We start from the raw sequence: 24501 nt of genomic DNA, 5'->3' as shown, positions 1-24501 counted from the left end.
AATTACTCATTGTCCGGATCAAGACGGCGGCGGCTAATGATACGCAGCAGACGCCACAGCACCCAGGCCAGAAGCACGACACTCACCGCCGCCAGAATGGCCAGCAGTACCGGGTGATTCGACAGGGCATACCACAGGCGTTCAAACCACGGTAAATGTCCGACGTAGTAAACATCCCCTACCCGCAGGCTGTTAACACCAGACTCACGGATCACCGAAACAGAACCAAACATCGCCGCCCGTTTTCCGCTGTCGTTCATCGCTTCGTTCAGTAACGTATAACCGCGTGGGCTATCGGCCAACAACGCAATCACACTTCGCTGATCGTTAAACGGCGACTGGAAGCCCACCACGGCCGCCATTGGGCCAGAGGAGGTCAGGGTCGTACGCACATCCGCCGCACGATCGGCCATATCCGGCATAATGCTCGGGAATGAGGTCTGGCGCGTCGGGGTGTTTACCCAGCTCTGCGTCGCCTGCACCAGCAGATCGATTCGCTTATCATCTTTCAGCTTATCGGGAATGCTGCCGATTAACATGATGTCGACGTCTTTGCCCTGAATCTGGCTGCTATCGTCGGTGATGTTCAGGTTAATTGACGGGAAGCCGGTTTGCGCCCCGATCGTCCCGGTCACATCCAGCAGCGTTTCCATCTGCGCTTCGTTCGGGGTTTTCGGCATCACCATGATGGTTTCGGACAGGTCAGCCATACGGCTGAACGGGAAACCCGCATTCGCGAAAGCACGCAAGTCCGGCATCGCGATAAAGTGGTAATACTTCGAGAAGTCGATAGTGGAATCGTCGCTGATCACGACATGGTTTTGTACCGGCTGGAAAGTGACACAATTATCAACCGATCCCCCCGGCATCGGATTCATATACTGGAAGTCAAAGCGCAACTGGTTCATCGCCCCCAGTTTCAACGCCGGGATCGAAACATCCGTTTTGCCGTCCAGCAGCCCTTGCAGAACCGGCAGACGCAGCAACAGGCGATTGCTTTCCTGAGCGCTGTTCAGACTAAACGCTTGCAGGAACTGGTTATTCAGGCTGATATCCATCCGCGAACTGTCTTTCTGCGGCGGCGTGGTGTAACGGTAGTTGAGGTTCATATCAATACCGGTACTGCGTAACAGATAAAGATCCGGCGGCAGGTTCAGCGACATGTTGATCGGCGCAGGCTCCAGCCCCGTGGACTGTAACTGCTCCTCATAGGTTTTCAGCTCACCAAAGGTCACCGCGCGGTCAGTACGCACCCAGTTCGGCGCGTCATAGGGCTGACGGGCCAGCAGCGGTTTCACTTCATTGACCACCACGCTATTGCCACGGAACAGAATATTCCCCTGAGCTATCCCTTTCGCTGCCTGTAACAGGTCTTTGTCATCGCGACCGAAAACCACCAGCAGTTTCACATACGGGTTATCCGGATGGTTCATCAACTCGATAACCGGCGCTTTCACTGCCGGATGCTCGCGCAGGAAGTCAGGACGTTTGTCGTTAGTGGCAAAGACAATCGCATTACGGTCCGGCAGTTTGTTATACATCACCGGGAATTGCTGGCCGCGCCAGCCCGAACGCGAACCAAACCAGGAGGAGACGATCGACGCCGCCTGTTGCAGTTCCCGATCCGGTGATTGTGCAAATACCATTGGCAAGGTAACAGGACGATTATCTCGCGGGTCAAAGAACGGGATCGGGAAATGCGAGAGATCGTTGTTTACCGGCAGCGTCTGGTAGGTCAGATTCAGCACGCTGCTGCGGCCGACATCCAGCCACAATGTGCTGCTGGCCGGGTTTTCACAGACATCGCGGTAGTGCCCGACAAACTCCAGACGCACCCGGTTAAAATCGGTGATAAACAACGGGTTGATCGGCATCTGGGCAAACGTTTTTTTACCCAGTTGCTCTTTGGTGATAGGCAATACGCCCATCAATTCATCATTCAAATAAACCTTGAGCTGAGACTGTATCGGGAACAGCGACGGCGAAGGGGTGTATTCGAGGTTCAACACCGCTTTCGAAACCACTTCATCGCTGCGCATCCCGAACTCAATCCCCCCGTTCGGATTGACGCCGCGCAGAACCATGCTGCCCGGCGGCGGCGCAATTTGCGCAAAGGTGAGCTTCACGTCACGGGAAGGTGCATTCTGAGCGACAATGGGCGCGTTTGCCCCTGCCACACCCGGCATCACCTGCCCGACGGGCTGATTTTCATCTGCCGGCGCAGGCACAGCTGGCGCCTCTGCTGGCTCAGCATTTACCAGTGGTTGCATTGCAGGCGTCGCCTGCGTCATGAAAGAAGGGAACGTGCTCATCCCTATTGCCACTGCACAAATCCAGGAAAGTTTTCTTTTCATCGCGTTATCATCATTGTTGAGCCATAACCTGATCCGGCTGTTGTACTGCCACGTCCCGCTCCGGGCGACGTGGAATAAACGACACAATCCAGGAAACCAGCGTCGTCAGAGACCGGAAAATTACTTTGACGGAAGACGGGGCAAACTCAGCGAGGTGCCGATAACCACGGAAGCCCAGCTTCAGAATATCCAGCAGACTTTCCAGAGGTTTATCTTCCGGGAAGCTGTCCTGCCAAAGTGCCCAGGTATCTGCCCGGGCGAACGTGCACTGTACAAAATCAATATGTTGCTTCGTGGTCAATGGCATCAGTTGCAGCCCCACTTCATTACCCAGCACGCGCACGACCTGCGTCGGGAAGACATATTCCTGCTGGCCGCGTTTGAGCAACAAGTTCACCTTCTGTCCTTCCAGCACCTGCGCCCGTCCGTTGATCTTGATCCCCAGACCGCCGTCGGAGAAGTCATGCACGGTGCACGAGAACAGATGACCATCTTCACGGGCAATGGCGGCAGGCATTGAGATTTCAACACGATGCGCCCGTCTGACCTGTTTGCTCTCCACGGAGACAGCCACCGCGCCGCCGAGAATAATCAGGTTGTAGAAAACCCATACCAGGCTGACGATCACGGTGAGTATTTCGGTTTCAGGGCCGTAGTAGTAACGCCAGACGCCCACCGCCACGCCCAACAGGTTGAGCAAGACCAGGAAGATATAGGGCCGGGAGATAACCCAGTCCACGTACTCTTCTTCGACCAACCCGCCTTTTGCCGTGACGTTAAACTTCCCTTTGTGTGGGTTGATCAACGCCACCATCGTCGGCGGAGCGATATACCAGGCCAGCACCGTTTCGTAGATCTCACTCCAGAACGAGTGGCGGTATTTCCCCTGAATCTTCGAGTTGGTCAGGCTGGCGTGGATCATGTGCGGCAACACGAACAACGCAATCATCAACGCAGGGGCATAGATGATATAGGCGTGTAACAGCAGGAAGGCCAGCGGCGCCGTCAGGAAGATAAGCCGGGGAATACCGGACAAAAAGTGGAACATGGCGTTTACGTAGCACAACCGCTGCGCCAGTTTTAAGCCTTTGCCGGTAAGCGGATTGTCCAGACGGAAGATTTGCACCATCCCGCGCGCCCAACGAATGCGCTGCCCGATATGCGCTGACAGACTTTCTGTCGCCAGCCCTGCGGCCTGCGGAATACGCATATACGCAGAGGTGTAACCACGGCGGTGTAAGCGCAGCGAGGTATGGGCGTCTTCGGTCACGGTTTCTACGGCGATGCCGCCAATCTCATCTAACGGTTTACGACGGATCACCGCACACGAACCGCAGAAGAAGGTCGCATCCCACATATCGTTGCCATCCTGCACCAGCCCATAGAACAGCGTCCCTTCGTTCGGCGTTTTACGAAAACGTCCCAGGTTGCGTTCAAACGGGTCTGGCGAGAAGAAATGGTGCGGCGTCTGCATCATCGCGAGCTGTTTCTCTTTAAGGAACCAGCCCATCGTCATTTGCAGGAACGAGCGCGTCGGTACGTGGTCGCAGTCAAAGATCGACACAAACTCGCCCTTCGCATACTTCAGCGCGTTGTTAATGTTCCCGGCTTTCGCGTGTTCATGGGTAGTACGGGCGATGTATTGCACCCCGACGGACTGAGCAAACTGGCGGAACTCTTCTCGCCCGCCATCATCCAGAATCCAGACCGTCACCTTATCTTTTGGCCAGTCGATACCCAGTGACGCATAAATGGTGTTTTTTACGACGCTGAGATCTTCGTTGTACGTGGGCACAAAAATATCGACGGTCGGCCATTGCGCCATATCTTTTGGCAGCGGGACAGGTTGACGATTAAGCGGCCAAACCACCTGGAAGTAACCCAGCACCAGTACTATCCAGGCGTAGGTTTCAGCAAACAGTAAAACAAGACCGCAAACCAGACTCACCGGGTCATCCCAGTTCAGCGTCGAGGTGTAGCGCCACCAGATATAACGGCACGATACCGTCAGCGACAGCACAATCAGCATCAGAGCCGAGAAACGTCCCGGCAGTCGGCGCACCAACAATGCCACGCCCCACAACAGCATCAGGAAGATAAACTGCGACAGCGGGTTAAACGGCTGGGTAATACAAATCACCGCTAAAATCAGCGAAAACGTCACGATAATGCCCAAAATGAATCGACGCGCCCCAGTACTGAGATGCCCCAACTCTTTATGCGAGTCCAGGTGGTTCGTTCGCTGACTCACGCGCTCAGGTAACGCATCCATCCATTGATGATAGCGGCCACGTACCCCCTGAAAACGAGCAAAAGACCGCCAGCGCGGTTCTTTATTTTCTTTTCGCTGTGAAGTTGCCATCAGCCAGAGCGTCTGAATGGCGTAGCGGGCAGGATCCAGCGGCCGCGGGCGGGCAGCGTTAATATGCGGATACAGCGCTTTATGCTGGCCGCGAATACGCTGCCAGCGCGGATGTTCAAGCGGGATAAACACCCATGCCAGAATCACCCAAAAACAGCCCATCGCGGCGCTGAAACATGACGCACCATGACGACGATACCCCTGATAACGCTCGCTCAGGCGCGCGCTAACCGGCGGAATGAGCAACCACCGGGACAGGAGAGTCATGATGGGCTCCCGACAGGCGTTTTATGATCGGCATAATGCAACAGACACCAGTTTGCCAGCGTCATGATCTCTTCTGCCGCCAGCGAATCGCTGCGATATTCTCCCAGTGGCTGCTTCGACGCCATGCACTCCGCCATCGCTTCATCCCGATGAATAATCATCGGCAGCAGACGACGCTGACTTTGCAGCCAAATCTGGTACAGGTCATCCTGCAACTGGCTGCCAATACGTAAGTCATTAATCAGAATATGCGCGCCGGTGGGCAGCGCCTGCTGGTGAAGACGGATATGGCAGTTGGTGTCTGCTTTCACCACGGCCAGCGTGTGATCGCAAAGATTCACCCACTGGCGGGTTACCGGTGAGGTGTCAGAGGGAAGATCCAGCAAAATCCATGAATAGCGTCCGCTCTCTTTTAGCGCGGAGATCCCCTCGCAAACACCGCCCAGGCGATCCTGCCACTCCTGAGGATTTTCACGCTCTTGCGCACTCAGTTGACCAAATGGCAACAGATCGAGTTGCGAGGTATAGCGCATTCCGGCATCACGCCAGTCGCGGTTATCCAGTATCGCCCTCGCCCACCCTTCACGATGCACAAAGTCCACGTTGAATGACAGGCGCAATAAATTGTCGGGACTGGCGTCCACAACGAGCACGTTTTCCCCTAGTATCTGCAACGCCCAGGCGAGTGCCGAAGTGATCGACGTGGTACCCACACCACCGCGCACGCCCTGCAATCCCAGAATAGCCATCCACGGCTCCCTTATTGTTGTTGCGCAAATTCAGCCAGCAACGGCCAGCGTTTAATCGCCGCAGAGAGCTGTTCGCGTTGGGAAATATCGGTGTAATCTATTTCAGGCAGTGAAAAAGCCTGGCTTAGGGCCAGAAAATCATTTTGGAAGGTATAGCCCAAAGCTGAATCAGACTGAGTACCTGGTTCATTGTTATACATTCTGATTTATCCCTTTTGAATATACTCGCCACGCTTCAGACATTTTCCTGGCAGCATTCCGCCCCTTCTCATTGTTTATCTTTAGCACAGAAAATCGTTCATTTTTTGAACTTCTCATTGCGCGATTTATAATGATAATGAAAAACTCAGAGACCGGTGTCACAAGGCTTCCTGCCTGACAGATTGATTCACATGCTAAATCTGATACGTTTTAATTTCAATTATGTTTTAATTTCAATGTTAGGTTTATTTCTGTGCTTTCGCTAGTAAACTGATAAGCAGATAAAATAGTGACAAGAGGGACACTGTGGACCCCGTATTTTCTATCGGTATCTCATCATTATGGGATGAACTGCGCCATATGCCAGCCGGCGGTGTCTGGTGGCTTAACGCTGATCGCAATGAAGACGCCCTCAGCATGGTGAATCAAACGATTGCGTCTCAAACGGGCAGCGCGAAAGTCGCGGTCATTTGCATGGGGAACGATCTGGAAAAATCAGTCAAATTAGACGAGGCTCACGGTCCGGAAAAAATTCAGTTATTTTCCATGCCGAACTCGGAAAAGGGACTATACTCATTGCCCCGCGATTTGCTTTGTTCCCTCCAGCCCACTCATTATCTTTTCATCCTTATTTGCGCAAATAACGCGTGGCAAAATATATCCTCTGACCGACTGCGTCAGTGGCTGGTAAAAATGAATAAATGGACCCAACGCCATCACTGTTCACTGCTGGTCATTAACCCAGGGAACAATAATGACAAACAGTCATCATTGTTGATGGGAGAATATCGCTCACTTTTCGGTCTTGCCAGTTTACGTTTTCAGGGCGATCAACATCTGTTCGATATCGCATTCTGGTGCAATGAAAAAGGGGTTAGCGCACGTCAGCAACTCACCTTGCGCCATCAGGATAATCGCTGGGAACTGGCTCAGCAGGAGGAAGCGGCGATCCAGCCTCGCAGTGACGAAAAACGGATCCTCAGCAACGTTGCCGTACTCGAAGGCGCCCCTCCGCTCTCTGAGCACTGGATGCTTTTCGACAATAACGAAACCTTATTCAACGAAGCGCGTACCGCTCAGGCGGCGACGATCATTTTCTCTCTGGCCCAGAATAGCCAGATCGAACCGATGGCGCGCAGCATCCACACCCTGCGTCGCCAGCGGGGCAGTGCGCTGAAAATCATTGTGCGGGAAAACACCGCCAGTTTACGTGCCACCGATGAACGCCTGTTACTAGGCTGCGGCGCCAACATGGTCGTTCCGTGGAACGCGCCGCTCTCCCGCTGCCTGACGTTAATTGAAAGCGTTCAGGGGCAACAATTTAGCCGTTACGTACCGGAAGACATCACCACGCTTCTCTCAATGACACAACCGCTGAAACTGCGTGGCTTTCAAAAATGGGATGTCTTCTGCGAAGCGGTGCATAACATGATGGCCAATACGCTGCTTCCCGCAGATGGGAAAGGGGTTATGGTGGCATTGCGACCGGTACCTGGCATTCGTGTCGAGCAGGCGCTCACATTATGCCGTCCCAACCGCACCGGCGACATCATGACCATTGGCGGCAATCGTCTGGTGCTGTTTCTGTCGTTCTGCCGGGTTAATGATTTGGACACCGCGTTAAACCATATTTTCCCACTGCCGACAGGCGATATTTTCTCCAACCGTATGGTCTGGTTCGAAGATAGCCTGATTAGCGCCGAACTGGTGCAAATGCGCTTACTGTCGCCAGAGATGTGGGGCAAACCACTGCCGCTGACGCAAGGGCCGAACCCCGTATTAAATGCTGAACACGATGGGCGAGTCTGGCGGCGTATTCCGAAACCATGGCGACTGCAGGATGATACCGTGGAGAGAACATCATGATGAGTATCAATGATATCATTCAGATCATTGTCTTCTGCGCACTGATTTTCTTCCCGCTGGGCTATCTGGCACGCCATTCACTTCGCCGTATCCGGGATACAACCCGGCTTTTATTTGCCAAACCTCGCTATGTAAAACCAGCCGGAACCTTGCGCCGCGCTTCGAAAGTCAAGGCAGACAACAAATGACTCAGTATACTCAATCCTCATCAATGCCTTCGCCGTTATGGCAATACTGGCGTGGGCTTTCTGGCTGGAATTTTTACTTTCTGGTGAAATTCGGTCTGCTGTGGGCTGGCTATCTCAATTTCCACCCATTACAGAACCTGGTATTCATGGCCTTTTTGCTCATGCCAATACCAAAGTACAGTTTGCATCGCATTCGCCACTGGATTGCTATTCCGATTGGTTTTGCGCTTTTCTGGCATGACACCTGGCTACCTGGCCCGGAAAGCATCATAAGCCAGGGTTCGCAAGTTGCCGGATTTAGCGCCGACTATATGCTTGATCTGGTGACCCGTTTTATCAACTGGCAGATGATTGGCGCGATATTCGTTCTGTTGATCGCCTGGCTATTCCTGTCGCAGTGGATTCGGGTGACGGTTTTCGTCGTCGCGATCCTCATCTGGCTTAACGTTCTGACGCTGGCAGGGCCGAACTTCTCTCTGTGGCCAGCAGGTCAACCCACCAGCACGGTCACTACCACCGGTGGTTCCGCGGCAGCGACCGTCGCCACCGCGGGCGATACGCCAGTCGTGGGTGATATTCCGGCCCAGACGGCACCGCCCACCACTGCGAATCTGTCTGCCTGGCTGAACACCTTCTACAATGCCGAAGCGAAACGGAAAACGCCGTTCCCGAGCTCACTTCCAGCAGATGCTCAACCGTTCGAACTGTTGGTGATCAACATCTGTTCGCTCTCCTGGTCTGATGTCGAAGCCGCAGGCCTGGCGTCGCATCCGCTGTGGGCGCATTTCGATATTCTCTTCAAACACTTTAACTCCGCGACCTCTTACAGCGGCCCGGCGGCGATTCGCCTGCTGCGCGCCAGTTGCGGTCAGCCTTCGCATACGAACCTGTATCAACCCGCGGGTAATGACTGTTACATGTTCGATAATTTGTCAAAGCTGGGTTTCACCCAACATCTGATGATGGGGCATGACGGCGAGTTTGGCGGCTTCCTGAAAGAAGTTCGTGAGAATGGCGGTATGCAGAGCGAACTTATGGATCAGAAAGGTCTGCCTGTCACCCTGCTGGGCTTTGATGGCTCCCCGGTTTATGACGATACCGCGGTTCTCGATCGTTGGCTGGAAACCACCGAGAAAGATGAAAACTCGCGGAGCGCGACGTTCTACAACACCCTGCCGCTGCACGACGGAAACCATTTCCCTGGCGTCAACAAAACGGCGGATTACAAAGTCCGCGCCCAAAAACTGTTCGATGAGCTGGATGCCTTCTTCACTGAGCTGGAGAAGTCTGGCCGTAAAGTGATGGTCGTGATGGTGCCGGAACACGGTGGCGCGCTGAAAGGTGACAGAATGCAGGTCTCCGGTCTGCGTGATATCCCCAGCCCTTCCATTACCAACGTACCGGCTGCGGTGAAATTCTTCGGGATGAAAGCCCCTCACCAGGGTGCGCCGATCGATATAAACCAGCCGAGCAGCTATCTGGCTATCTCCGAACTGGTGGTACGTGCGCTTGACGGGAAGCTGTTTGCAGAAGACAACGTTAACTGGAACCAGCTGACGGGTGGACTGCCGCAGACCGCACCAGTCTCCGAGAACGCCAACGCGGTGGTCATTCAGTATCAGGGTAAACCGTATGTGCGCCTGAACGGCGGCGACTGGGTTCCTTATCCGCAGTAAACCGAAAAAGGCCGCAGAGTCTCCCCTGCGGCCTGGTTCGGGCGCATGTTGCCATCGCAGCAGGTTGACGCCCACAAGGCACATTACTTCCGGTGACGTAGCCAGTTCACAATCAGGCTGACAATAATGCCAGCGATGACCGGAGCCGCCAGATCGTGCCAGAAGGCCGTGCTCAGTTGCATGAGCGTCATAAAACCGCCTGTGTTGCAATGGCAACTGTTCGCGGCTATTCTTAACTTCTCTGGAGTCAAGTTAGCCCCCGTTTTGTTGCCTGGTTTATACCGAACAACGTGCGGGGGTTTTCTCTTTCCAGCAACCGATGCCGCCGGGGATCAAGCCCCCGCAACATTGCGCCTCACCGGGTAAACCCGGCTTAACGCAGATTCTACGGCAACGCCCAGCCCTTAACATCCCGCACACCCCCACACTGCGTGACGCCTCGCATTTAGCGGATTTTCATCACGATCGGCCACTCCGCCGCTGGAAAGATTTTTGCCAGTTGGCAACTTTCCTGACACTCGCCCTGACATAAATCCTCCTAATACATTGATATTAAACAACTCATTTCATGGCACAGCGATTGCTATCTGAGTATGAGCTGTTTTGTTTCGAATCAAAGGAGATATCATGACTGACTGTCGTACTTACGGATTCAACACCCAGATCGTTCACGCGGGCCAACAACCCGACCCTTCCACAGGTGCGCTCAGTACACCTATTTTTCAGACCTCAACATTTGTTTTTGACAGTGCAGAACAAGGCGCCGCCCGCTTTGCTCTCGAAGAATCCGGGTACATTTACACCCGCCTTGGCAACCCGACAACCGATGCGCTGGAGAAAAAACTGGCGGTGCTCGAAAGAGGTGAAGCGGCACTGGCAACGGCCTCGGGTATTTCGGCAATCACCACCACGTTGCTAACACTGTGCCAGCAAGGCGACCATATCGTTTCTGCCAGTGCGATTTATGGCTGTACCCATGCCTTCCTGTCGCACAGCATGCCGAAGTTCGGCATCAATGTGAGCTTTGTCAATGCCGCCAGTCCCGACGAAATTCGTGCGGCGATACGCCCGGAAACCCGTGTTGTCTATATCGAAACACCCGCCAACCCAACACTCTCACTGGTCGACATTGAAACGGTCGCCGGAATTGCGCATCAGCATGGCGCATTGCTGGTCGTGGACAATACATTCATGTCGCCGTATTGCCAGCAACCGCTGCGGCTGGGCGCAGACATCGTGGTGCACAGCGTCACGAAATACATTAACGGCCATGGCGATGTCATTGGCGGCGTTATCGTCGGTAGTCAGGCATTCATTGATCAGGCCCGTTTTGTCGGTCTTAAAGATATCACCGGCGGCTGCATGAGCCCTTTCAACGCCTGGCTCACACTGCGCGGTATTAAAACGCTGGGCATCCGCATGGAGCGCCACTGCGAAAATGCGCTAAAAATCGCCCGTTTTCTGGAAAATCACCCGGCAATCACGCGCGTTTACTATCCCGGGTTGCCATCGCACCCGCAGTACGCGCTTGGCAAACGGCAAATGAGTCTGCCGGGCGGCATTATCAGCTTTGAAATTGCAGGTGGACTCGAGGCTGGCAGACGAATGATCAATTCTGTAGAATTGTGCCTCCTCGCGGTCAGTCTCGGTGATACCGAAACCCTCATTCAGCATCCTGCGTCTATGACACATTCGCCTGTTGCACCAGAGGAACGGCTAAAAGCAGGTATTACCGACGGACTTATCCGTCTTTCTGTGGGTCTTGAAGATCCCGAAGATATTATTAACGACCTTGAAAATGCCATCAGAAAGGCAACGTTCTGACCATGACGCCCTGGACCGACATCACCGGTCCAGGGGGATGAAATCAAGGCACAAACAGCCTGGCTATACGCCTCATCCTTCGCCATGAAGCACCCCGGAGGATGATGTGTATTTTGGGCAGGGGGCTCTATGCAGGACAACACAATACAATTAAGTAACAATAAAGCAACCATTACGCCATCCTCAAAAAAATTACCGTTTACAAAATATGATTTTGGCTGGGTGTTATTATGCATCGGTATGGCCATTGGCGCGGGAACAGTACTGATGCCCGTGCAAATCGGTCTTACCGGAATATGGGTATTTATCGTCGCCTTTATTATTGCCTATCCGGCGACCTATATTGTGCAGGATATTTATTTAAAGACATTATCTGAAAGTGAAACCTGTAACGATTATACCGATATTATCAGCCACTATTTGGGTAAAAACTGGGGAGTATTTCTGGGGGTAATCTACTTCCTGATGATTATCCACGGTATCTTTATCTATTCGTTATCCGTTGTATTTGACAGCGCATCGTATATTAAAACATTTGGTTTGACAGAGGCAGACCTCTCGCAATCGATCCTCTACAAAGTGGCGATCTTTGCCCTTCTTGTCGCCATTGCATCCGGCGGTGAAAAGTTACTGTTTAAAATCTCAGGGCCGATGGTCGTGGTGAAAGTCGGCATCATTGTCGTGTTTGGTTTCGCCATGATTCCACACTGGAATTTCAGTAACATAACGGCATTTCCACAGGCATCAGTCTTCCTCCGCGACGTGTTGCTGACGGTTCCTTTTTGCTTTTTCTCCGCGGTGTTTATTCAGGTGCTAAACCCAATGAATATCGCCTACCGCAAACGCGAGGCCGACAGGGTTCTGGCAACCCGAATGGCGATCCGTACACACCGTATTAGCTACATCACTCTGATTGCGGTTATTTTATTCTTCTCCTTCTCGTTTACGTTTTCGATTAGCCATGAAGAAGCCGTTTCCGCTTTTGAACAAAATATCTCCGCACTGGCGCTGGCAGCGCAGGTGATTCCGGGGAAAATTATTCATATCACATCCACGATATTAAATATCTTCGCAGTGCTGACGGCCTTTTTTGGTATTTATCTCGGTTTTCATGAAGCGATGAAAGGCATTATTCTTAATTTACTGAGTCGCGTAATTAACGTTGAGAAAATTAGCCCACTGACGCTTACCCTGGGTATTTGTACTTTTATTGTCATCACACTGGTTATTTGGGTTTCTTTCCGCGTCTCGGTACTTGTATTCTTCCAGTTGGGTAGCCCGCTCTACGGAATTGTTTCCTGTATCATTCCATTCTTCCTGATCTATAAAGTCAAACAACTGGAAAAACTGCGCGGTCTGCGAACCTGGCTGATTTTGCTGTACGGGATCCTGCTGTGCTTTTCACCGCTATTGAAGCTGATTGAATAATTCGGGTTAAGCGCCGTCAGCGGCTCCTGCGAGTGGCGGCGCTTAATGAACACCCTCAAGTTGATAACTACGGATCTTATTCAGCACGGTGGTATGCGAGACACCCAGCGCTTTTGCAATATCCCGTGACGATACGTTCTCACCGACCATCTGCTCAATGATTTTACGCTCTGCATGCTGAACCTGCTCTTTAAACGGGAATGCCGTACCCTGGTTTATATTTGGGCATTCTTCAACCGGCAGGCTCACCAGACGTAAATCCTCCGTCGTTATCACATCACACTCAGACATTAGCATCAGCCGGATAATGGCGTTTTCCAGTTCTCTGACATTACCCGGCCAGCGATGACGGAGTAAAAATGAAAAACAGGCTCTGTCCAGAATAAGCCGCCGCTGAAACTCCTTTGCATATTTATGGACAAAGTGGCGGATCAGCAAGGCGATATCCTCCGGGCGTTCGCGAAGCGGAGGGATAGTGAGCGAAAGGACATTAATACGATAATAAAGATCGGCGCGCAGTTGACGCAGTTCAACCATCTCTTCCAGGTTGGCGTTGGTGGCGACAATAATACGCGCATTAACCGGGATAACGTGTGAACCGCCGACCCGGCGAATGCCGCCATCCTGCAACACACGCAACAATTTAACCTGAAGATTCAACGGCATTTCACCGAACTCATCCAGAAAAAGCGTACCATGGTCCGCCATCTCGAAAAGGCCTTTTTTCCCTTTGCTGTCAGCACCGCTGAATGCCCCTTTTTCATAGCCGAAAAATTCACTCTCCATCAGCGTTTCAGGAAGTGCAGAACAGTTCACGGGGATAAAAGGATAAAAACGACGCTGCCCGGAATTATGAATAGCGCGTGCCAGCAATTCCTTACCGGTTCCGGTTTCACCCCGGATCAACACCGTATATTTGCTGTCGGCAATTTTTATCGCTTTTTCAATCAGCGACTGCATGCCCGGGCTGCTGCAAATGATATCGGAGAAATAACGCGGGCGAGTCAGTTCTGACGACGAGCGCTCAGTCATATCTTCGGAAAGGTAAGTAACATTGATAATGTCTGCGCGCTGGCATAACCGGGCCTGCACGCTGGAAATATCCTGCATGCGACGGCACCAGGATTTAATCAGGATCCTGCCGGGCGCGACCTTCATTGAAATAATATTAGTGTCGCAGCAGGAGAACTCCTTGAGGACATCCTCAACCATGGACAGGCGATCGATTGTTCTGATATCCCAGCGTATCGTGACCACGTTTGCTCCATTTTATTCAGCAACTGCGATTTAACCGATAATTCTGTGACGTTACGAATTCTGCATACATTCTAATCTATACGAAATAATCTTCTGCCAATGGACTCACATTGTGGGTTCAAAAATAAAATATAAAAAAACCGGAGCACAAGGCTCCGGTTATGCGGGGATAATCGGCAGTTATTGCTGCGGATTTTCATCCTGATCGACAGCGAAGCAGGCCACCATTTGACCACGGTAGTCTTTAAGCTGCGGCTGCAACTGAGTGCAGGGGCCGAAGCGACGACGACAGCGCGCATTAAAGGCGCACCCCGGCGGCGGATTCAACGGGCTGGGCAGTTCGCCAGTCAGTTTGATGCGCTCGCGGCGATCGTCCGGGTTCAGACGCGGCGTTGCGGAAAGCAGAGCCTGCGTATACGGATGGCGGGGATTGCTGAAGATCTGGTCTTTCGTTCCTTTCTCCACGCAGCGGCCTAAATACATCACCATCACTTCATCGGCAATGTGTTCCACCACCGACAGGTCATGCGAGATAAAGACATACGAAAGCCCCAACTCCTGCTGCAAATCCATCATCAGGTTCAGCACCTGCGCGCGCACAGAAACGTCCAGCGCGGAGACCGGTTCGTCGGCAATCACCACATCGGGATCGAGCATCAGTCCACGGGCAATGGCGATACGCTGCCGCTGACCGCCGGAGAACATGTGCGGATAGCGATCGTAATGCTCGGTTTTGAGTCCGACTTTCGCCATCATCGCCAGCGCTTTTTCACGGCGCTGCTCTTTGCTGAGCGAGGTATTAATCAGCAGCGGTTCTTCCAGAATCTGTCCCACCTTTTTACGCGGGTTCAGGGAACCGTACGGGTTCTGGAAAACGATCTGGATTTTCTGCCGACGCAGTTTCTGCGCCTGCGGATCGTGCTTGAGCAGATCCTGTCCCTGATAATACAGCTCACCGCCGGTCGGGGTTTCAATCATCGTCAACAGACGACCAAGCGTGGATTTCCCACAGCCAGACTCGCCCACCACCGCCAGGGTTTTACCGCGCTCCAGGGTAAATGAAACGCCATCCAGCGCTTTTACCAGTCGTTCAGGGGCGAACAGCCCCTTTTTCACCGGATAGTATTTCTTCAGATCGATTGCCTGCAACAGCGGTTGTTGCGAGGTGGCCTCGTGCGTACTCATAGTGTTGGCCTCCCGGCATCATCGAGTGGGTAGTGGCATTTCGACTGGCGACCTTCACCCAGTTGCATCAGTTCCGGCTCTTCGCTACGGCATTTGTCCGTCGCATACGGGCAGCGAGGATTCAGCAGACAGCCATTCGGGCGGTCATATTTCCCCGGCACCACGCCCGGCAGCGAGGCCAGTCGCGCCTTGTCCTGCGCAAATTCGGGCAATGCGCGTAACAGCGCCTGCGTATACGGATGTCGCGGAGCGCGGAAGATATCATGCGCATTACCCGTTTCCACCACCTGACCGGCGTACATCACAATGATTTTGTGTGCAGCTTCCGCCACCAGCGCGAGGTCGTGGGTAATCAACACCAGCGCCATGTTCTCTTTCTGCTGCAGTTCCAGCAGCAGTTCGATGATTTGCGCCTGGATAGTCACATCCAGCGCGGTGGTGGGTTCATCGGCGATCAGCAGCTTTGGCCGACAGGCGATGGCCATCGCAATCATCACACGCTGGCTCATCCCACCGGACAACTGGTGCGGATAGACATCCAGGCGTGAGGCCGGGTCAGGAATACCGACCAGGTTTAACAGGTCGATCGCACGCTGAAGGCGAGTTTTCTTGTTGCCGCCCTGATGCACCTTGATGGCTTCCATAATCTGGAAACCGACGGTGTAGCACGGATTAAGGCTGGTCATCGGATCCTGGAAGATCATCGCCACTTCGGCACCAACCAGATTGCGTCGCTCTTTCTCAGAGATCCGCTTCAGATCCTGGCCGTTAAACTCCAGCTTTTCCGCCATCACGCGACCGGGATAATCAATCAGTCCCATGATCGCCAGCGAACTGACCGATTTACCCGAGCCGGACTCACCCACAATACCGACCACTTCGCCCTGATTTACGCTATAGCTGATACGGTCTACGGCGCGAAATGGGGTACCTTCGTCGCCGAAGTGTACCGATAATTTGTCTACATTTAATAACGCCATCTCGAACCTCTTACTGCTTCAGTTTGGGATCGAGCGCGTCACGCAGACCGTCACCCATCAGGTTAAATGCCAGCACCGTCAGCAGGATCGCCAGACCCGGGAAGGTCACGACCCACCAGGCACTTTGCGCGAACTGCAACACGTCGGAGAGCATGGTGCCCCACTCCGGCGTTGGCGGCTGCGCGCCCATACCCAGGAAGCCAAGGGCAGCCATATCGAGAATGGCGTTAGAAAAACCGAGCGACGCCTGAACGATCAGCGGCGCAAGGCAGTTAGGGAATATATTGACGAACATCTGACGCATCGCGCCAGCGCCTGCCACGCGGGATGCGGTGACATAATCGCGGTTCACCTCGACCAACACCGCCGCACGCGTTAAACGCACATAGTGCGGCAGCGCCACGAAGGTCAGCGCCAGTGCGGCGTTACCAATCGAGGGGCCAAATATCGCCACCAATACCAGCGCCAGCAGCAGACTTGGCAAGGCCAGCATGATATCGACCACGCGCATAATGATGTTATCGACGATACCGCCGAAGTAACCCGCCACCAGTCCCAGCACGACGCCCATGATCAGCGACAACACCACCACCAGACAACCGACCAGCAGCGATAAACGCGCGCCGTACATCAGGCGCGACAGCACATCACGACCTACGTCGTCAGTTCCCAGCAGGTGCGCCAGCGTGCCACCTTCCTGCCATGCAGGCGGTGCCAGCAGCACATCACGGAACTGATCTGCCGGATTATAGGGGGAGAGGAAGTTTGCAAAGGCCGCAATCAGGATCATGATGACGACATACACCAGACCCACAACGGCACCTTTGTTGCGTTTAAAGTAGTGCCAGAACTCCTGCAGCGGGGTCATTGGCACCGGTGCAGCAATAACTTTATTTTCAGTAACCTGTGACATGATGGCCCCTTACTTCTTATGACGAATACGCGGGTTCACCACGCCGTACAGCAGATCGACCAGCAGGTTGACGAGAATAATCATCGTCGCGACCAGCAACACTCCGCCTTGTACTACCGGATAATCACGACGTTGCAACGCATCAATCAGCCAGCGCCCAAGTCCAGGCCACGAGAAGATAGTTTCGGTCAGGATTGCCCCGGCCAGTAACGTCCCCACCTGCAAACCAATCACCGTCACGACAGGCAGCATGGCGTTACGCAGGGCGTGAATGACGATCACGCGCATCCTGGTGAGCCCTTTGGCGCGCGCGGTACGGATGTAATCCTCACCCAGCACTTCCAGCATCGAGGAGCGCGTCATACGCACAATCACCGCCAGCGGGATGGTGCCGAGCACCATGGCAGGCAGAACCATATGCGCCAGCGCATCAATAAAGTTGCCCTCTTCACCCCAGATGGCCGTGTCGATCAGCATAAAGCCGGTCAACGGATTGGTATCGTCAAGGAACACCATATCGCTCACCCGCCCGGAAACCGGCGTCAGGTTCCACTGCACGGAGACCAACATAATCAGCATCATGCCCCACCAAAAAATAGGCATGGAGTAACCGGTCAGCGCAAGGCCAACGGCGGTGTGATCGAAAATGGAACCGCGCTTGACGGCGGCGAGAACCCCGACCGGAATCCCGACCGCAGTCGCGAAAATCATGGCGCAAACACCCAGTTCCAGCGTCGCTTTAAAGCGAGGGACGAACTCTTCCCACACCGGTAAGCGGCTTTTCAGCGAGATGCCTAAATCACCATGCATAACCCCCCAAATATAATGGAGGTACTGCTGCCACATCGGTTTATCAAGACCGAGTTCAGCCAGTAATTGAGCGTGACGCTCAGGGGAGATACCACGCTCACCCGCCATGATCATCACCGGATCGCCAGGGATCATATGAACGAAGGCAAAGGTGAGAAGAGTGATACCGATAAACGTGGGGATGACGAGTCCCAAACGTCGGAGAATGAACTGCAACATAACCCGGATTCTCTCTAATGACGCGCCGCCTGGTGACAGTGCATCTGTATTGCTCACAAATCTTATCTCCCCCTCACGCGAGAAGGAGATAAAGCATTACTGCCGGGGGCGATACGCGAACCGACTTAACGGTGCGTAGCGCCTCCCGGCGTTGCTTTTAATTATTCGATAGAAACGTTTTCGAAGTGGTGTTTGCCTAATGGATCAACCACATAGCCTTTGACTTCTTTACGCACTGGCTCATACACGGTGGAGTGAGCAACGATCAGCGCAGGCGCCTGGTCATGCATCACAACCTGAGCCTGCTTGTAGAGCTCAATACGCTTGTTGTGGTCGTCGGTCGCGCGAGCCGGTTGAATCAGGTCTTCAAACGGCTTGTAGCACCAGCGAGAATAGTTGGAACCGTCTTTCGCCGCAGCGCAGCTAAACAGGGTGGCGAAGAAGTTATCCGGATCCCCGTTGTCGCCAGTCCAGCCCATCATAACGGCCTGGTGTTCACCCGCTTTGGCGCGTTTCAGATACTCGCCCCACTCGTAGGTCACGATCTTGGCCTGAACGCCAATCTTCGCCCAGTCGGCCTGAACCATCTCAGCCATACGGCGAGCGTTCGGGTTGTACGGACGTTGTACCGGCATTGCCCACAGCTCGACAGTAAAGCCTTTGTCCTGACCCGCTTCTTTCAGCAGCGCTTTGGCTTTTTCCGGGTCATAGCTGTAGTCTTTAACGTCGTCGTTATAGCCCCACATGGTTGGCGGGATCAGGTTCTTCGCCGCAACGCCTGCGCCCTGGTACACCGCTTTAATGATCGATTCTTTGTTCACCGCATAGGTCAGCGCCTGACGGACTTTCACATCATCAAATGGTTTCTTCTCGGTGTTGAAGGAGAGATAGCCGACGTTCAGACCCGCCTGCTCCATCAGGTTGATGCTTTTGTCCTGCTTCATACGCGCGATGTCTGCCGGGTTCGGGTACGGCATCACCTGGCATTCGTTCTTCTGCAGTTTGGCGTAACGCACAGAGGCGTCAGGCGTAATGGAGAAAACCAGACGATCGATCTGCGGCTTGGTGCCCCAGTAGCCTGGGAACGCTTTGTAGAGAATACGGGAGTCTTTCTGGTACTGCAGCAACTGGAACGGACCGGTACCGATTGGGTTCAGGTCGACTTTTTCCGGCGAACCGGCTTTCAGCATGTTGTCAGCATATTCTTTAGAAAGAATAGAGGCGAAGTCCATTGCCAGGTCAGCAAGGAACGGCGCTTCCGGGCGCGTCAGCACGAACTGAACGGTGCTGTCGTCCACTTTCTTCACTTCGCTAATCAGGTCAGGCAGTCCCATCCCTTCAAAGTATTCATAGCTGCCGCCAGAAACTTTGTGGTACGGGTTTTGCGCATTTTTCTGACGATCGAAGGAGAACACGACGTCGTCAGCATTAAAGTCGCGCGTCGGTTTAAATTCTTTGTTGTCCTGCCACTTCACGCCTTTGCGCAAATGGAAGGTATAGGTTTTACCGTCTTCGCTGACATCCCACTTCTCAGCAAGGCCAGGAATGACTTCGGTCGTACCGGTTTTAAATTCTACCAGACGGTTATAGATAGGCACTGAGCTGGCGTCATAGGTTGTACCAGAGGTGAACAACTGCGGGTTGAACCCTTCAGGAGATCCTTCTGAACAATAAACCAGAGTTTTAGCCTGTACACTTGCTGCGACAGTCATAGCCACAAGGCTCAGACCAAGCTTCAGCATCCCTGACTTCTTCAAGGAAATACTCATTCTTCTGCTCCAATTGTGATGTTTTGTTGTTTTACCCTTTGCAGTGGGCTGCACCGCCTGGCCTTTTTTGTTTTTTACCCGGCCGGGTCGGCGTTAAGAGGATGGGGATTCCGTTCACATAAACGACTGAGTTGCAGTGCGGATTCTCCATGAAATGCCCCTCATGCCCTACAATCTGTCAACAGAATGTGAAAACGTCAATACAGGTAACCGCGATTTACAACAATGGTGAGAATTCACAAACAAAGATTAAAAAAACTTCAGACCGCTATTTTCAGCAGAGAAATTTGTGCTACGCGCACAACACCAGAATTAATCGCTTCATACTTCGCAACATTTAGTGGTTAACGTTTGTGCATATTATGAAAAATTTCTGACCAGATGCTGCATATCTGAGCGATTAATATCATGAACGTTAAAACGCACAGCGGAAAATGCTGGTTTCAGTCATAAGTAACGCAAAAAAAGATTCAAGCAAATATCAAAAAAGGCAATGGAATATGTCACAAAATCGTTAACACACAGTGAGAAGTGGGGAAGATTTTTTGTCGTAATCGCGCAGATCAGCCACAGGTGGGATTCGGGACGCACATTGCCTGATGGCGCTTCGCCCCCAGGACGGATAAGGCGCTTTCGCCGCCATCCGGCAATGCCAGGTACGATGCGGTGTTTTTGCCTGATGGCGCTTCACCCCCAGGACGGATAAGGCGCTTGCGCCGCCATCCGGCAATGCCGGGTGTGATGTGGTGTTTTTGCCTGATGGCGCTTCGCTTATCAGGCCTACAGATGCAAAAAGCCCGCTCAGAGAGCGGGCTTTTCTAATTTGGTCGGTGATAGAGGATTACTCGCCACTACGTGGCTCGCCCTGCGGGCCGTTGCTGACGCAACGTTCTCTCGCTACGCTCGAGTCGAACCTCTTGCCCCCGGAGGTTCTCATCCTCGTGGATTCCGGAAAGCAAAAAGCCCGCTCAGAGAGCGGGCTTTTCTAATTTGGTCGGTGATAGAGGATTCGAACCTCCGACCCCTTCGTCCCGAACGAAGTGCGCTACCAGGCTGCGCCAATCACCGAATGCGGGGCGCATATTACTGCTGGGGTGCGCGCCCGTCAATCCCTTAGTATTAAAATGTCCACTAATCGGCGAGAAAGTCAGCAGTGCGGTTAGTTCGCTGCGGCTTTCCCCGCGTCAGGAATACGACACCAGTTATTGTTCTCGTTAATTCCGCCATCTGGCGAGGTAAAACCGAGGCAACCCATAATGGTGTCATAGAGTTCAACATGACGACGCGGCACCTTCATTTCGGCTTCCTGCTTCAACTGAGCAAACATCTGCGCATGTTGCGGATTCTCAAGATACTTGTCGGACATCCAGACCAGCATGGGGACGCGGAACTGCTCTGGCGGCGCCATATTACGCGGTGTGCCGTGCAGATGCTCACGCTCATTGATCGACTCGCCATGATCCGCAGCATAGAACACAATGGCTTTCTTATCGCGCAACTGGTCATAAACGCTGGTAATAAAATGGTCGACGTAAGTCACCGAGTTATCGTAAGAGTTGATCATCTGGGCTCGGGTACAGCCGTTATCCACCCCAACACACTCCGGCGTCCATTGCGCATAGCTACGCGGATAGCGCTGGGTGTAGTTAAAGTGCGACCCTTTGGTATGCAGAATAATCAAATGCTTGCCGTCTGTATTACGCTTTAATGACTGCTGCATTTCCTCAACCAACAGCATGTCATCGACAGTCTTGCCACGGTTGCGCGGCTCGGCGCCAATCTGCTCACGATAGGCGATATTATCGGCCATCGTGTTGCTGTAGAACCACATCTCGCTCTGCATCGCATACAGGTCTGAGCTGAATCCTAACTGCTTAAGCACCGCAAAAATGTTCTGCTCTTTCAGCGTACGTTGCGGGTTATCTTCCGCCCCACCCTGACGCACAAACATGCAACGCAGGGAGAGTTTCGTCGCGGTATCGCATGAGTAACCACGGAATGCCGCCAGGTTCTTCTCCTGTGCCAGCTTAGGCGTGGTATTTCGTTCATAGCCGAAAATACCCATGTGATCCCAGCGCGTCGTTTCGCCAATGATAAACACCACATACGTGTCATCGACGTCTTTTGGCGCTACATAGGTGAATTTCTTGGCTGGGTTCATTAACGACTTATTATCGGAGGATTCATCCACCTGTGCCCAGGCGTATAAACCCAACGCGGATAGCCAGTTTGATGGCAGGTAAGAGTTTGCCACCACACCGCCATAACTGGGTAAATCGACCCCCGTTGCCCGCTCAACTTTCTTCTGCTGTACGTCAAGCAAACGAATCGGCGCCCAGACCATCAGTCCGGAAAGCACGACAACGGCCACACTGCGAACGCGCAGACCCGGCGTGCGCAACTGGCGCAGTAGCGTATAACGGCAGCGGTTGCTCCAGATAAAAAACAGCGGCAGGATGCTTACCGCCACTAACCATAGAATGAAATGCAGCCCCACAACCTCTTTCGATAAATCAATATCGGTGGTCATGACAGAAGCCACAATGCCGTAGCCGATGACCACATTCAGGAAGGTCATGTAATAACTGGCGCCAGCGGAAAAGAGTACAACCAGCGTGGTGAGTACACGCCAGGCTTGTCGGCCAAACAGCGAGAGAAGGCGTAATAAAAAGAACGTGACGAGAACAGTACCCGCCAATTCGACAGCCGCAGAGAGTCCTTTCCAGACGGTAAATTCTTGCGCGTAGCTACCGAAGCGACGGTAAAATACAGCACAATTCATAAACAGACCGATATAAAGCGCCAGCAAGAAGCTAAGCCTTTGCTGCGTTATCGACTTAATGTATCTCATGCAAACAAACCCTGGGAGTCGGGATTAAAACTGCCTGCGCAACGGTCAAACAGACCGGACAGGTGAAAATGCGGAAGTAGTAGTATCAGGACAATCTACAAGCGCGGCTAAGTAGACCACAAGAAGAGGAAAAAGTGTCTACAAAGTGTGTGATCAAAGCATAGATTTACAAAAATGCAAGAACCAATACACAAATTATCAGTGACAGCAGACGGGGAATACGAAAAAAGGCCAGTCATTAGACTGGCCTTTCTCAACGTGTTTATCCGGTGTGAAGGTTACGCATGCACCGCTTCGAGTCTTTCTTGTTTCGGCTGGCGAATCGTTGTGGAGAGCGCCAGAGAGATAATCAACAACGCGAAGATAACGCAGAAGGTAACGTAAAACCCACCAAACAGGGACGCAATCAGCGAACCGCAGATACTGCCGATACCAAAGCCCAGGTAAATAACACCGTAGTTTTTCGCCAGATTATTCAGGCCGAAGAACTCGCTGACCAGCGATGGGTACACCGTGATCGTACCGCCAAAGTTGAAAGCAACACAGGCGATGGCAGCAAAGAACGTCACCTCATTCAGCGGGGCGAAAAGCAGAGCCGCCATACCAACCAGTGAAATGACCTGACCGATCGTGATGACCCGGATACGGGACATTTTGTCAGACAGGATACCCAGCACCAGACGACCAGACAGGTTGGCGATAGAGATGACGGTCACTGCATTTGCCGCCGTCGCAACGTCCATATGCACCAGACCCTGAGCAATATCTTTCGCCACACCAATGACATACAAACCGCTCATGCACGCCGTCAGGAACATCACTGCCAGCATCCAGTACTGAGGTTTACGCATGGATTCAGCCAGCGTGTAGTCGTTCTCCATAACGCCATTTTTCGCTTTAACTTCCTGATTCGGTGCGTCTTTCATCAGTGTGGCACCAAAGACAATCATCACCAGCGCAATAGCGCCCCAAATCATGAACGTTTTTTCCAGACCTACGCTTGCCAGAAGATGGCTATCGATAAATTTGAAGCCCAGGCTGCCCAGACCATAAGAACCTATCGCAAAAGCAGAAATCAGACCTTTGCGCTCCGGGAACCACTTCACGCAGTTGGAGAGGGTTAACAGGTATCCTGCGCCATCCGCCAGGCCGACCAACACACCGGCACTCAGCCACAGCATGATCAGGTTGTCAGAGTGAGCCGTCAGGAAGAATCCCACGCCCAGCATAATCCCGGACGCCATCGTGACGCGTTTCACGCCGAAACGTTCCTGAAGTTTACCGGCAACGGAAGAAGAGATCGCCAGGCCCAGGCTCAACAGACCGAATGAGAACGCGACCTGACTGACGGGCGCATTCAGCTTTTCAGAGAGCGCGCCGTTAAACAGGCTCCAGGTGTAAACAGAACCTAACGCAAATTGTGTAATGATGGTGCCGATAAGCGTTAACCAACGGGTGCGCTGATAATCAGAATTTTTCATGGCCGTCTTCCTGCATAAACAAATGGAGTCATTCACTGCTGACCACAATAACGAAGTGCTTTTTATGCAGGGAAAAAACGGCATGAAATGCCATCAGAACGGAATGAAATGCCTGGATTGC

At 52.9% G+C, this 24501-nt stretch carries 18 protein-coding genes, 1 tRNA gene and 1 other RNA gene; 5 read left to right on the top strand and 15 right to left on the bottom strand.

Going from position 1 to position 24501, the window contains the following annotated elements; genetic code table 11:
• Positions 1–2 precede the first annotated feature (2 nt).
• Genes bcsB through bcsR form a run of 4 tightly spaced genes read right to left on the bottom strand, consistent with a single transcriptional unit; the run spans position 3 to position 5932 of the window.
• Positions 3–2354, bottom strand: coding sequence for a cellulose biosynthesis cyclic di-GMP-binding regulatory protein BcsB (bcsB, locus tag ACO7SM_RS00830; RefSeq protein WP_490469333.1), 2352 nt, complete (start codon positions 2352–2354; stop codon positions 3–5).
• A gap of 10 nt (positions 2355–2364) precedes the next feature.
• Positions 2365–4983, bottom strand: coding sequence for a UDP-forming cellulose synthase catalytic subunit (gene bcsA / locus ACO7SM_RS00825; protein ID WP_490469332.1), 2619 nt, complete (start codon positions 4981–4983; stop codon positions 2365–2367).
• Positions 4980–5732 (bottom strand): cellulose biosynthesis protein BcsQ, encoded by a 753-nt coding sequence (gene bcsQ / locus ACO7SM_RS00820; RefSeq protein ID WP_490469331.1) that lies wholly within the window; start codon positions 5730–5732, stop codon positions 4980–4982. The genes bcsA and bcsQ overlap by 4 nt, the downstream gene beginning before the upstream one ends.
• Positions 5733–5743: 11 nt before the next feature.
• Positions 5744–5932, bottom strand: a complete 189-nt coding sequence (bcsR, locus tag ACO7SM_RS00815; RefSeq protein ID WP_162382606.1) for a cellulose biosynthesis protein BcsR — start codon at positions 5930–5932, stop codon at positions 5744–5746.
• 307 nt (positions 5933–6239) lie between these two features.
• On the opposite strand from bcsR, the gene bcsE reads away from it, so the two are divergent.
• From bcsE to bcsG, 3 genes are read left to right on the top strand one after another with little or no spacing between them, the layout of a single operon-like run.
• A complete protein-coding gene (bcsE, locus tag ACO7SM_RS00810; RefSeq protein ID WP_490469330.1) occupies positions 6240–7799 on the top strand; it encodes a cellulose biosynthesis c-di-GMP-binding protein BcsE in 1560 nt (519 codons plus the stop codon).
• Complete coding sequence (gene bcsF / locus ACO7SM_RS00805; protein WP_490469329.1) at positions 7796–7987, top strand: cellulose biosynthesis protein BcsF; 192 nt, start codon at positions 7796–7798, stop codon at positions 7985–7987. Before bcsE ends, bcsF begins: the two co-directional genes overlap by 4 nt.
• Positions 7984–9663 carry a cellulose biosynthesis protein BcsG gene (bcsG, locus tag ACO7SM_RS00800; protein ID WP_490469328.1) on the top strand — a complete coding sequence of 560 codons (1680 nt, stop codon included), beginning with the start codon at positions 7984–7986 and terminating at the stop codon, positions 9661–9663. Before bcsF ends, bcsG begins: the two co-directional genes overlap by 4 nt.
• Before the next feature lie 83 nt (positions 9664–9746).
• On the opposite strand, the gene ACO7SM_RS00795 is transcribed toward bcsG, so the two are convergent.
• Positions 9747–9854: a type I toxin-antitoxin system toxin Ldr family protein gene (locus ACO7SM_RS00795; protein WP_490469327.1), complete on the bottom strand. Its 108-nt coding sequence runs from the start codon at positions 9852–9854 to the stop codon at positions 9747–9749.
• A 436-nt stretch (positions 9855–10290) separates the two neighbouring features.
• On the opposite strand from ACO7SM_RS00795, the gene megL reads away from it, so the two are divergent.
• Complete coding sequence (gene megL, locus ACO7SM_RS00790) at positions 10291–11487, top strand: methionine gamma-lyase (RefSeq protein ID WP_490469326.1); 1197 nt, start codon at positions 10291–10293, stop codon at positions 11485–11487.
• A 129-nt stretch (positions 11488–11616) separates the two neighbouring features.
• Complete coding sequence (locus ACO7SM_RS00785) at positions 11617–12915, top strand: aromatic amino acid transport family protein (protein WP_490469325.1); 1299 nt, start codon at positions 11617–11619, stop codon at positions 12913–12915.
• Between the two features lie 42 nt (positions 12916–12957).
• On the opposite strand, the gene ACO7SM_RS00780 is transcribed toward ACO7SM_RS00785, so the two are convergent.
• The 10 genes from ACO7SM_RS00780 to ACO7SM_RS00735 form a co-directional block, all read right to left on the bottom strand.
• Positions 12958–14172, bottom strand: a complete 1215-nt coding sequence (locus ACO7SM_RS00780; RefSeq protein ID WP_490469324.1) for a sigma-54 interaction domain-containing protein — start codon at positions 14170–14172, stop codon at positions 12958–12960.
• A 180-nt stretch (positions 14173–14352) separates the two neighbouring features.
• Positions 14353–15357: a dipeptide ABC transporter ATP-binding subunit DppF gene (gene dppF, locus ACO7SM_RS00775; RefSeq protein WP_490469323.1), complete on the bottom strand. Its 1005-nt coding sequence runs from the start codon at positions 15355–15357 to the stop codon at positions 14353–14355.
• Complete coding sequence (gene dppD, locus ACO7SM_RS00770; RefSeq protein ID WP_490469322.1) at positions 15354–16337, bottom strand: dipeptide ABC transporter ATP-binding protein; 984 nt, start codon at positions 16335–16337, stop codon at positions 15354–15356. The genes dppF and dppD overlap by 4 nt, the downstream gene beginning before the upstream one ends.
• A gap of 10 nt (positions 16338–16347) precedes the next feature.
• Positions 16348–17250 carry a dipeptide ABC transporter permease DppC gene (gene dppC, locus ACO7SM_RS00765; RefSeq protein WP_490469321.1) on the bottom strand — a complete coding sequence of 301 codons (903 nt, stop codon included), beginning with the start codon at positions 17248–17250 and terminating at the stop codon, positions 16348–16350.
• 9 nt (positions 17251–17259) lie between these two features.
• Positions 17260–18279, bottom strand: a complete 1020-nt coding sequence (gene dppB, locus ACO7SM_RS00760; protein ID WP_490469320.1) for a dipeptide ABC transporter permease DppB — start codon at positions 18277–18279, stop codon at positions 17260–17262.
• A gap of 161 nt (positions 18280–18440) precedes the next feature.
• Positions 18441–20048 carry a dipeptide ABC transporter periplasmic-binding protein DppA gene (gene dppA, locus ACO7SM_RS00755; RefSeq protein WP_490469319.1) on the bottom strand — a complete coding sequence of 536 codons (1608 nt, stop codon included), beginning with the start codon at positions 20046–20048 and terminating at the stop codon, positions 18441–18443.
• A gap of 824 nt (positions 20049–20872) precedes the next feature.
• Positions 20873–21005: non-coding RNA, RtT sRNA (locus tag ACO7SM_RS00750), on the bottom strand.
• A gap of 34 nt (positions 21006–21039) precedes the next feature.
• Positions 21040–21116: transfer RNA gene (locus tag ACO7SM_RS00745), tRNA-Pro, on the bottom strand.
• 91 nt (positions 21117–21207) lie between these two features.
• The gene (gene eptB / locus ACO7SM_RS00740; RefSeq protein ID WP_490469318.1) at positions 21208–22899 is read right to left on the bottom strand and encodes a kdo(2)-lipid A phosphoethanolamine 7''-transferase; all 1692 of its coding nucleotides are present in this window, start codon (positions 22897–22899) and stop codon (positions 21208–21210) included.
• Positions 22900–23177: 278 nt separating this feature from the next.
• Complete coding sequence (locus ACO7SM_RS00735) at positions 23178–24380, bottom strand: L-lactate MFS transporter (protein ID WP_203359630.1); 1203 nt, start codon at positions 24378–24380, stop codon at positions 23178–23180.
• Between the last annotated feature and the right edge of the window lie 121 nt (positions 24381–24501).

The organism is Citrobacter sp. LJND-P06, from assembly GCF_058188415.1.
The sequence above is the reverse complement of the archived record's forward strand: the minus strand, read 5'-3'. Positions and strand labels throughout refer to the sequence as shown.